This window comes from Leptothrix ochracea L12 (assembly GCF_000262525.1).
Genome location: NZ_JH660674.1, coordinates 1 through 4,351, shown reverse-complemented (window position 1 = coordinate 4,351; position 4,351 = coordinate 1). Strand labels below are relative to the sequence as shown.

At 59.7% G+C, this 4,351-nt stretch carries 6 protein-coding genes; all 6 read right to left on the bottom strand.

The annotated features are described in order from the left end of the window. Positions 1–377: FHA domain-containing protein (locus LEPOCDRAFT_RS00985; RefSeq protein ID WP_009453318.1), on the bottom strand; the 377-nt coding region annotated here is incomplete at its 3' end. 233 nt (positions 378–610) lie between these two features. Then, entirely contained in the window at positions 611–1,018 is a 408-nt protein-coding gene (locus LEPOCDRAFT_RS02860) for a hypothetical protein (protein ID WP_172632721.1), read from the bottom strand. A 267-nt stretch (positions 1,019–1,285) separates the two neighbouring features. Continuing rightward, a complete protein-coding gene (locus LEPOCDRAFT_RS00975) occupies positions 1,286–2,419 on the bottom strand; it encodes a hypothetical protein (protein ID WP_009453315.1) in 1,134 nt (377 codons plus the stop codon). Between the two features lie 41 nt (positions 2,420–2,460). Then, a complete protein-coding gene (locus LEPOCDRAFT_RS00970) occupies positions 2,461–3,576 on the bottom strand; it encodes a hypothetical protein (protein WP_009453314.1) in 1,116 nt (371 codons plus the stop codon). A gap of 12 nt (positions 3,577–3,588) precedes the next feature. Further along, complete coding sequence (locus LEPOCDRAFT_RS02775; RefSeq protein ID WP_009453313.1) at positions 3,589–3,762, bottom strand: hypothetical protein; 174 nt, start codon at positions 3,760–3,762, stop codon at positions 3,589–3,591. Between the two features lie 268 nt (positions 3,763–4,030). Beyond that, positions 4,031–4,351, bottom strand: a 321-nt coding sequence (locus LEPOCDRAFT_RS00960) for a helix-turn-helix domain-containing protein (RefSeq protein ID WP_009453312.1), incomplete at its 5' end; no start/stop codon positions are given.

Below are 4,351 nucleotides of genomic sequence, written 5' to 3'. Positions count from 1 at the left end.
AACGGGTCGGTGGGGCTGAAAGGCCGAATCACCGTGCGATCCATCGCAGGCTCTGCGGCGGGCGATAGATCGACTTCCAACAAGCAAGCGCCGATGCGAATCAGATCCTGATGACGCAGCGGCGCGCTCTCACCATGGTTCAGCGGATGCCCGGCCACCAAGATCGGGTTGGCTTGGCTGACGTTGGTGATGGCAAATTGCCCGTCCTTGCCATGGATCTCGGCCTGAACCCGCGAGATGACCCGATCTGGATCGGGCAAGGCCAAGGTGTTGTGCTCTGCCCGTCCAATCGAGCCCCCTTGATCATCGAATCGCGCCTCTAGGGGCTTTGAGACCGGCTGATCGTTCAGCCTCAGTGTGCGCAAGATCAGAACCATGATGAGCAGTTCGATTTCAAAGAATCAGGTATCGCCATTAAATCTGCTTGGTTTAAGTCATGCAACCACCATGGCGACTTGCAGGACAGGCTGGCTGTGCTGCTTATCAGCCTTGGTGCGGATTCAGTGCATCCATGGAAGCGCAGGCCCGGCATGCCAAACCCATGTTTGACACGAATTCAAGCTGCAAGTCGCAAGCATCCTCAGATTGGACCCAAGCCAGGGTCTTGCCCTTATGGGGCGCGGGTCAAGTCGCTGACACCTTGCGCGTAAAGTTGAATCGAGAGGCTTCGATCGGCATCGAATTCAAAGTGCAGGCGAGATGGAAGCAGTCCGAGGTGATGTGCCTGCACGGCAAGCGCCAAGAGTTGCTCAATTTGAGGGCGAACCGTCTCATCGGGTCGCGGATCACAAACAAGGTCATCAGCCGCCGATGGCTGGATGCAATCGATGCGATAAGGCAGGCTTATCGCCAGATCTCGGTGGCTTTGGGCGAGTTGCTGACCCAAGGCTTGGACCCGTGCTACGCGCTGCTGCGCCTCCACATACGCCCGGTAAGCAAGCTCACCGGACATGCCCATGCCGGTGAGGGGCGACGGCGGCCGAAACACGGCGACCGGCACAACATCTTCTGCACGCAAGATCACAGGCGCTGAGGCCACCGGAGTGGGTACCAGAACAACGGGCCCCGCACGAGTCCGCCCCCTCCTCATCCACGGACGTGGTGGCAGGGGAGCCGGCATCCGTACAGCACGCACGACCCTCGTTTTAAACACACCATGCCTCAAAGACACCGAGGGAGAAGAGGCGAAAAAGGGCTGATACATCAGCATGGCAGCATGCAGCGCCACGCTGATCAGCCCAGCAAAGACGACGCAGCGTACTTGCAGCACGCGGTCCTCACGGACTCACTGAATCACACCATGGATGACGCCAAAACCACCGCTGACACTGGGCTGAGAGCCGATGTAGAAGGGATCGGCGGCACTGCTTGGGTCATGCAGGCTGGCGGCTGAGGGCAACGTCTGCGGGTTCAACGCCAGCCCGGCACAAGCACTCGGCGTGGTCTTGCCCAGACGAACTTCCGCGTTCAGTGCCTTCACGATCAGCGGCGTGCTGGCAGCACCCGCCATGCCCGGCAAAGTCATCGTTGCGCCGTCCGTCAACGCAAAGACCGGCACAAAACGCACGTTGCCACCATCGCAGGGTGCGGGCTGGTTATCCACCGGACTCACACAGCTCCCGGGAATGCCGAACAAGTTACCAAAACCGTTGAACTGCAACTGAATGGTTTTGCCGACCCAAGCTCCGCTGGGGTCATCGGTGGCACTGATTGGGTACTGGATGTTGCGTGGCGGATCAAAGCTCACCACTTGGGCGTTGCTGGTCCGTGTCAGCCATGTGGATTGATTCCACGACTGCACACCCGTTTCCCACGTGTAGTACGTGGTGGGTGCTTGCGGTTCACAAACCGTTGCCGACATACCCATGTAGGGCGGTGTGCATGACGTCAGCGGTGCGGTGAACAACCGACCCGTCATCACGCCCCCCATGTATTGGGACGAGAAGTGACTGGGGTTGGTGTCCGTCACCGGAGCCCCTGATTCTTTGAGACCCGAGCCGTCAAAGGTGTAGTGCACCGACTGCGCACCGTACATCCACTGCTGCCCGGTACCGCTGCCAAAAGGCCCATTCATGCCGGTGAACGCAGCCAGCGAGGCAGCCGTGGGGCAATTGCTCATGCAGTAAAGATCGGTGGGGGCACCGGCACTGCCAGGCAACACCACGTTTTGGGTGTAGTACGTCACCGCATCCGTCCCCACATGGGCCACGCCGGTCGAAGGCACGTTTACATTGCCACCCACCGCATCCGACCACCCCGAAAGCGGCATACCCGCCAAGGCAGCCGCGCCGATCTTGGCGGCTGGAGTGACCGAGGCCACCACACACCCCGTGGTGTTGCAACTCTGCTTGCCCGTCACATAAACCGCCGCAGTGGTTTTGTCCCAATGGGCCTGCCACGTATTGAATCCTGTGACCAAGGGGTTATCCGTCAGGCTAGCTTGTGGGTTCGTGGGATCGCTCAGGTTGCCCCAGAAAACATCGGGATACCGTCCACCGCATCCAACGTGGTGCTGCCTTGACTCCACTGGGTCAGCTTGCCGCTGACCTTGGAGAGGCTGTAGGCGCTGGTGTTGTTGGGGCGCTGATCGACGATGGTGTAGCCGTTGACCAAGCCGTCGGGCAAACCACTCAGATCCAAGCCTTGAAGATTCAACCCCCAGTAGCCGGCGTACCCGTAAACCTTGCTGTTATCCAGCGTCTTGGTCGCCACGATCGGAAAGCCAGGATGGACCGTATCGACCCGCGCACCCGTGACAGCGTCGTACGTGCCGTAGCTCCAGACGGATTTGTTCGCCTGAGCGATGGAACGGTTGAAGCACACATCGTTGGCGGTGTCGCTGCGCCGGAAGAGCGCGCTGTCATAGGCGAAATCAAAACTTGTGCCATTGACCGCCATGGTCCCAGCACCCGACGTGGTAGACGGCGCCGCCATGGTCAAACCGTTGACCCGCAAAGGATTGCCCGGCTCGGTGTTGCGCTCGAAGTAACTGATGGCCCCGGCGGATGAGTCGATAAAGCCATTGAACATTTGCAGCCCACCCGACTGACCCGCGTAGTCGAGACGAAACACCCCATACGGCGGCACATCGGTCGGCGACTGACTGGCCGCAACACGCACATCCACCGTGACAGGCATCCCGTTGCCATTGTTGAAGCTCAACCAAACTTTGGCGATCATCGGCGCGCTGTTGCTGGCCCGAGAAACGTTGACCACCGCGTTCATGTAGGACGGCGTTGCCTCCGCTGCCGAAGACGTTGCGGTGGAGTTGCTGGCATTGGCGCGCTTGGACGAGTCGCACTTGTTCTGATCCACCAACGCGCTGTAGAGCACGCTCACACTGCCATCGGCTGCTGCGGTGCCCTTTTGGTCCAGCATCTCGGCCGGACGCATCGCGTTCATGATGCAAAGCACCATGTTGAGCTGATTGACACCATCCGAGGTGGCATCTTGGACATAGATGTTTTGGGGGTCGGTGTAGTACGGCGAGGTGGTATCGGCGGGTGCGGCTATCAAGGGCGAGGCCAGTCCCAACAAAGCCACCGCAGACGCCACACGGGTAAGACGCAGCTTCATGATCATTCCCCCTTAGTGGGTGGTGGCTGTCACCACCGAGACACTGCCCGGCATGCCCACACCTTTAACCGTGCCGGTGTTCGTGGTTCCACCTCCAGAGGCAGAGCCCCCCGAAGAGCCCCCGCCACAGGCGGCCAGCGATGACAACCCCATGACCAGCACACCCACGATCAATAACTTGTTCATGTTGAACTCCTTCAAAGAAGGCCAAGACCATGCTCCGAGTTCCTTGTAGCAGCCCTGACCTGGGTTGAAGGTGTATCGGGGCCAACTTAGACTTGCATCAACAAGACCCGATGTGGGACTTTTCAAGCCGACACCCAAAGCGCATGCTCGGCGGATTTGGGTCCACTTTCATCCCAACTGTCCATGCACCACATCGAAAACGGGTCGATATCCTCCCTCATGAATCGCTTGGCCAGTCATGTCGACTTTCAACACGGACCCAACATGCTCAATCGGGCTTGCCTTCTAGGGTTTTCAAACGCCGATACAAGGTCCGCTCGCTCACCCCCAGACGCTTGGCCAGTTCGGCACGACTGCCCCGATGGGCCTGCACTTCGGTACGCAACAGATCACGACCCAACGCTTGCCATGAGAGGGGTGACTCACCCCCAACGGTTGTGGGGTCGGCTGCGGTGCGGGTCAAAGCGGGCGCAGGGGCAATCGCTTCAACACGCGCCATCCGGCTGAACTCAGGTGTCAGGGCTTCTTCAACGTGGTGCGGCTCCAGCACCGGGCCATCACAGAGCAAGCTGGCGCGCTCAAGCAAGTT

Coding starts and splice junctions, on each gene's coding strand:
- LEPOCDRAFT_RS02775 (WP_009453313.1), bottom strand. CDS start 3,762: ATGAACAAGTTATTGATCGTGGGTGTGCTGGTCATGGGGTTGTCATCG.
- LEPOCDRAFT_RS00970 (WP_009453314.1), bottom strand. CDS start 3,576: ATGAAGCTGCGTCTTACCCGTGTGGCGTCTGCGGTGGCTTTGTTGGGA.